At 62.8% G+C, this 5724-nt stretch carries 4 protein-coding genes and 2 pseudogenes; 4 read left to right on the top strand and 2 right to left on the bottom strand.

The window, feature by feature from the left end:
* Together ACTJKM_RS35930 and ACTJKM_RS35925 are read right to left on the bottom strand one after the other, a co-directional pair.
* A pseudogene (locus ACTJKM_RS35930) lies at window positions 1-932 on the bottom strand (IS110 family transposase); the annotation flags it as partial.
* Between the two features lie 126 nt (window positions 933-1058).
* Window positions 1059-2603: a flavin-containing monooxygenase gene (locus ACTJKM_RS35925; protein ID WP_440661882.1), complete on the bottom strand. Its 1545-nt coding sequence runs from the start codon at window positions 2601-2603 to the stop codon at window positions 1059-1061.
* Between the two features lie 180 nt (window positions 2604-2783).
* Between ACTJKM_RS35925 and ACTJKM_RS35920 the strand changes: the two genes are divergently transcribed.
* The 4 genes and pseudogenes from ACTJKM_RS35920 to ACTJKM_RS35905 all read left to right on the top strand — a co-directional run.
* Entirely contained in the window at window positions 2784-3212 is a 429-nt protein-coding gene (locus tag ACTJKM_RS35920) for a hypothetical protein (RefSeq protein WP_440639386.1), read from the top strand.
* On the top strand, window positions 3209-4543 hold the full coding sequence (locus ACTJKM_RS35915) for a GAF domain-containing protein (protein ID WP_440661881.1): 1335 nt from the start codon (window positions 3209-3211) through the stop codon (window positions 4541-4543). The genes ACTJKM_RS35920 and ACTJKM_RS35915 overlap by 4 nt, the downstream gene beginning before the upstream one ends.
* 228 nt (window positions 4544-4771) lie before the next feature.
* Window positions 4772-5210 (top strand): annotated as a pseudogene (locus ACTJKM_RS35910) (Fic family protein); the annotation flags it as partial.
* A gap of 196 nt (window positions 5211-5406) precedes the next feature.
* A partial coding sequence (locus ACTJKM_RS35905) for a MarR family winged helix-turn-helix transcriptional regulator (RefSeq protein ID WP_440661100.1) occupies window positions 5407-5724 on the top strand: 318 nt, incomplete at its 3' end.

The raw sequence follows: 5724 nt of genomic DNA, 5'->3' as shown, positions 1-5724 counted from the left end.
ATGCAACACCACCGCTAGCTTGCGGGCCAGCGCCACGCGCGCCTTTCTGGGGCCGGCACGTCTTGCGACCGCCAGTGCCCAGCCCCTCAGATCGGAGCCTTTGACCGGTCGCGTCAGGATGACGTTGGCCGCCTCGAAGAGCGCGGTGCGCACACCCCCATGTCGCCGATCTTCGAGATGCGACCGCTATGATCGGTCTCGCCCGATTGATATTTCTTCGGCGCCAATCCGAAGTGCGGCCCGACCGCGCGGGAGGAGCGGAATCGCTCCGGCGCATCGACGGCCGCCACAAACGTCAGCGCCACCAGGACGCCAACGCCTGGCGTCGTCATCAGCCGCTGTGCGTTGTCATCCTGGCGGGCGATGGCATGCAGCTTGCGCTCAAACCCCGCAAATTCATGCACAAGCGCGTCGCGCACCTTCAGCAGTGCCATAGCGATCGCTTCCAAGGTCGAATGACCTGCAATCAGCACGCGGATACGTCCCGCGAAAGTGCGCCGTGTCGTCGGCCCGACCTTGAGGCCGAAGCCGCGCAGGATGCCCCGGATGCTCATCTCGATGTCGTGAAGCTTACCCTGAATGAGCTTGCGGGCAGTCAGCAGCGCACGCACCTCCTGGGCGGCAAGAGATTTGCAATGGACCGGCCTGAACCAGCCAAGCCGCATCAACTGCGCAATACCCCGGGCGTCCTTCTTGTCGGTCTTGACCGGCATCGTCTTGAAGGCGGCACGCACGTGGCGTGTCTCGATCAGCTCGACGGAAAGACCTGCTTTCACCATCCCGGCATGCAGCCACTGCGACAGGGGGCCGGCCTCCAGACGAATGCGCTCCATCGCCACGCCGTGCGCGCCGAACCAGGCGATCAGCGCATCGGGTTCGCTGAGGATCTTCGCTTCCCGGATGATCCGGCCATCCGCATCCACCACACACACGCTCGAGTATTCACGACCACCGGCCCTTCAAACCTGCCGGGCCGGGTTCCGCCCGTTACACCATCTTAGAAGCACATAACGAGAACAACGATTGCTCGATAGAAGGTCACCTCGCCGCCGCTCTTGTCAGGCTGCTGTTCGTGTCATGCGCGAGCCGACGAGCCGGCGCACCGACTCCTCCTCTGACGTGAAGCAGCCATCCTGGATTGCGCCGAAAGCGGCCGCGGCGGCCCAGATCTTGGCGGATGCGCCCAGATCTGCATCGGGCCCCTCGAGCCGGAATGAGACCGGTGACAGCGGCCCGAACAAAAGCGGGCGCTGGAGTTCCGGCCACGCGACGAGATCTGGCTCGACGCCGGCATTGCGCGCGAACATCAAGGCGGCGACGTGCATCGGCAGGCTCGGCTGGCCGGAGCGCATCGCTCGAACCTTCTCGACGCCCGCCCACATCGTCTCTAGTGAGGGCAAGGGCTGCCGCCCTGCAAAGCAATAGGCGATCCAACGCGCCTGCAGTTCGAGGACCGGAAAATAGGGGCCGATGAGGTCGTAAAGACCGAGGAAGGCAAGCCTCGGAAGGTCCGGGTGGAACGTGTGGTCGTGGAGGTCGAGATGGTTACCATCGTGGCCGATCGTCTCGGAGATATCCCTGCTTAGCCAGGGAAGCGACAGGCGATAGCCGGTACCGAACAGCAGGCCATCCGCCTCGAAGGCCGAACCGTCCGAGAAGCGGACCGTTCGGCCTTCGAGGCTTTCGATCCAGGGGCGCACCGCGATCCGGCCCTCCGCCACTGCCGGAAGAAAGTTCTGCGATTGTGAAATGCCGGCCGCGAAGATGTTCTCGGCTGCCGCCGGTGCACCGAACTGGTCCGGCCGACCGGCGGCCTTCACGACGGTGGACTTCATGCCCGCCGCCAGTTCTTCCGGGGGCAGGACCTCCCCAAGAAGGGCTGCCGCGCGGGTGAACATCACATGGTCGGTCGGGACCCCGGCAATCATCTTCGGCAGGACATAGCGTTGGCGATGGTTGGTCGAAACCACTTCCGTCGCGCCGCCGAATGCTAGGTCGGAGGCAATTTCGAGCGCGCTGATGGAGCAACCGGCCACGACGACCTTTCGCCCGCGATATCGCTCCGCACCGGCATATTGCGCGGTGTGCGCAACCCCGAGCGCGCCGTCGAAGGACTTGAGACCGGCGAGTTCCGGCACGTGCGGAAGATTGTGGCGGCCGGTCGCCACGATTACCTGCCGGAAGATCTCAGCCCGCGTCGTTTCATCGGAAGCCGAGCGGATGAGCCAGCCCCCTTCCGCCGACCGCTCGAGCCGCTCCACCCGGTTGCCGAGGCGCAGATGCGGCAGCAGGCCGAAAGTAAAGGCGTAGCGTTCCAGGTAATTCAGCATCTCCTCCTGCCGGACATAGGCGGGAGTGCCCGGCGCATGGTTCAAGTCGGAAAACGCCGTCGTAATGCGGCTTGTGTTCGTTCGCATGCCGGGCCAGGTGGCGCTGGTGGCGGATGCGGAATTCCACTGGCCGCCGAGGCGTGGCGCCGCTTCGATGATTGTCGGCACTAGGCCGTGGGCGCTGAGCCACCGGCTCGCGACAAGGCCACCGGGACCGCCGCCGATCACGGCGACGGCGTTTTCGGGCATTCTTACTGGGCGATTATCTTGCATGTCGGGCCTCCTGTTTGCTGCCGCTTTCTTTAGCCGGCTCGCGGGAGGCCGTTTCCTAAAAGCTTCTTAAGCGGCGAAGCGGGAATCCTAAAACTTGCCTAATTGCTGTAAGGGTCAAGCCAAGGGGGACCAATACCGATGATCGACGAAAACTTGGCCCGCTTCATAGAAAGCCCGGTGATGCAGATCATCGGGACGGCCGATGAGGCGTTGAAACCCGAAATCGGGCGCGGGGCGGGGGCCTGGGCGTCGGCCGACCGACGCGTGATCCATCTGGTGCTGTCGGGCTGGCAATGGCCGGGAACCGTGGCCAATCTCAAGACAAACGGACGTGTTGCCATCACTTTTTCGCGGCCGGCGGATTACGTCTCCTATCAGATCAAGGGCGAGGCGACACTCCGCGCCGCGCAAGTCGAGGAGATCGAACGCTCCAGCCGTTATCTCGTCGATATGGTATCCACGCTGATGCGGCTCGGAGTTGCCGCAGAGATCATCGCGCCGTGGCTGTCCAACCGCGACCCGCTTCTTGTCAGCATCGCGGTGGCAGAGATCTTCCTGCAGACGCCCGGCGCCCTTGCCGGCACCAGGCTTTGGAGCGCGGCTACGTGACGCTCGATCTTCTCAATCTCGAGGCTTGCTTCGAAGGGGTCGTGCCGTCGATCATTGCTACCGCCGACGGCAATGGCGTTCCGAATATCTCCTATCTTTCGCATGTCGCCATGGTGGACGGCGATCATGTCGCGCTCTCGAACCAGTTCTTCGCCAAGACATCGGCAAACATCCGGCTCAACCCGCAGGCGGCGCTGGTTGCCGTGGATGCGCGAAACGGAGCCCAGTTCCGCCTGGACCTCGCCTTTGCCTATTCGCTCGACGACGGGCCGCTCTTTGAGCAACTGTCGCGGCATCTCGACGCCACGAGTGCCCAGGTCGGCATGGCGGGCATCATGCGGCTGCGCGGCCTCGATGTCTTCCGAGTGCTCAGGATTGAAAGCATCCGATCGACGATTGAGCCCGAACGGAACCCCTCGCCCGCGCGCGATCGCCTGGTGGCGGCGGCCCGCGTCATCGAAATGATCGCCGCTGAAAGCGATGCCGCCGGCATCGTCGATGCGACGCTCGGCGGCATCCGATCCTGGCTCGGCTTCGAGCACGGCCTGTTCCTCGAGCTCTACGAGGAGCGGCGCCAGCTCGTCACGATCGGCAGCCTGGGCTATGCGCCATCCGGTATCGGCTCGGACGTCGAGCTCGGCCAATGTGTCATCGGCGCGGCGGCAGAAAGCGGCAGCATCGTCAAAGTCAGCGACATGAGCCGCGTGCGTCGCCTCAACGCAGCGGTGCGCGACTCATCGAGCGATGAGAACCGCACCCGGTCGATCGTGCTGCCCGGAATGCCGGATGCGATGAGCCAGATCGCAGTGCCGCTCATCGTCGCCGGTGTCGTTCGTGGTGCATTGTTCTTCGAAAGCCGTGCGCGACTTGCATTCACCAAGGCCGACGAGGCGGCACTGTCGATCATCGCCCGGCAGGCGGCGCTGGCGCTCGCCTTCAGCGAGCGGAATTCCGAGGAGGCGGAAGTGGGCCGTCGAGCGGTGCAGCTTTCGCCGGCTACCGACAGGACCATTCACGTCGCACATCACCGCTTCGACGACAGTATCTTCATCGACGGGAACTATGTCATCAAGGGCGTGGCCGGGCGATTGCTCGCTTTCATGCTGGACCAACATCTCACGAGCGGACGCAACGAATTCACGAACAGGGAAATCCGCCTGGACAGTGGGCTGCGCCTGCCGGATTTCAAGGACAACCTCGAAACACGGCTACTGCTCTTGCGGCGCCGGCTCGAAGAAAAGCGGCTGCCGATCCGCCTCATCCGCCTCGGGCGCGGGCGGATTGGGTTTGAGGTAGAGGGGCGTGTGCGCCTGAGCCGGGAAGGCGCATGAGGCTCTTCGCGACGTTTTTGGACATGCCCTTCCACGGTCCCCTCAAGAGCCAAACCTTGAAACCCCTCCTCGCGTTGAACAGGTTCGAACCTTAGTACCGGCGATTGCCGGGACTTCATGTCACTACTTGACCCGGTCGTAGCCTGAAGTTGCAAAGTACCAGTTTTCAGGAAATGTTTCCACTGGAACCGATTTTCACGAGCGGGTATTGAAATTCATGGCATTGCAGACCGCGCGGAGCTGGAGCGCCTGCAACGCATAGTCATCGGCGACGCGCGCTTCGTGTATTTGGGACTGCGCACCGAGGGGGGGCGTCGGCGAGCACGACCGCAATTCTGGGACCCCCATACCTGATCATGTCAGCGCGCGACATGAGGATCTGCCGGAGCTGATTGACGGGCTGACTGCTTTCGACAGGGGAGCGGCCCAGGAACTCGATCCGGGGCTTGCTGCCGCCGCCCTAGCCTTCGGGTTCGTCTACATCCATCCTTTCGAAGATGGCAACGGCCGCTTTCACCGCTATCTCATCCATCATGTTCTGGCCGAGCGCGGCTTCAATCCGTCCGGCCTGGTCTTCCCTGTGTCTGCCGTCATTCTGGATCAGATCGACAACTATCGTAAGGTGCTTGAAAGTTATTCGGGCCGGCTGCTGCCACAGATCCGGTGGAGGTCGATGATACGGCGAACGGCAGCTTCCAGCGAGAGCGAACGTTCCGGCGTTTATGCAGATCATCGCCCGTGGCATGCGCTGAAACATCAGGGTTTCGTATCCTCCTTGAAACGCGATACTGGTTGACTACATGTTGTAGATGCATCATCGAGAGACTATGAACCTGCGTTCCCTACCCGACGATAGACGAGCAATGCTGCGGGAACTGGAAGATGCCTGCGTAATTTCGCGGGCGCGCCTTATCTCACGCGTTATGACCAACATCTTCGACGAGGAACTGCGGCCGTTCGGCCTAGTGTCCTCGCAACACACCTTACTCGGTTCAATCATGCGGATGGGCGTCGCGACGCGTGCCGAAATCGGCCGAGCCAACTGCCTCGATCGCTCCACCTTGACGAGAAACCTCAAGCTGATGCTGGACGCGGGATGGATCGAAGAGGTCCCCGACAAGGTTCAAGGTCGTCAGCGCCCCCTTCGGCTGAGCAAAGCTGGCGAAGACCTGCTGTTTTCA

The sequence above is a fragment of the Ensifer sp. 22460 genome (assembly GCF_052044935.1).
Taxonomy (GTDB): domain Bacteria; phylum Pseudomonadota; class Alphaproteobacteria; order Rhizobiales; family Rhizobiaceae; genus Ensifer.
Note: the sequence above shows the minus strand (reverse complement) of the source record. Positions and strands in the feature narration are given on the sequence as shown.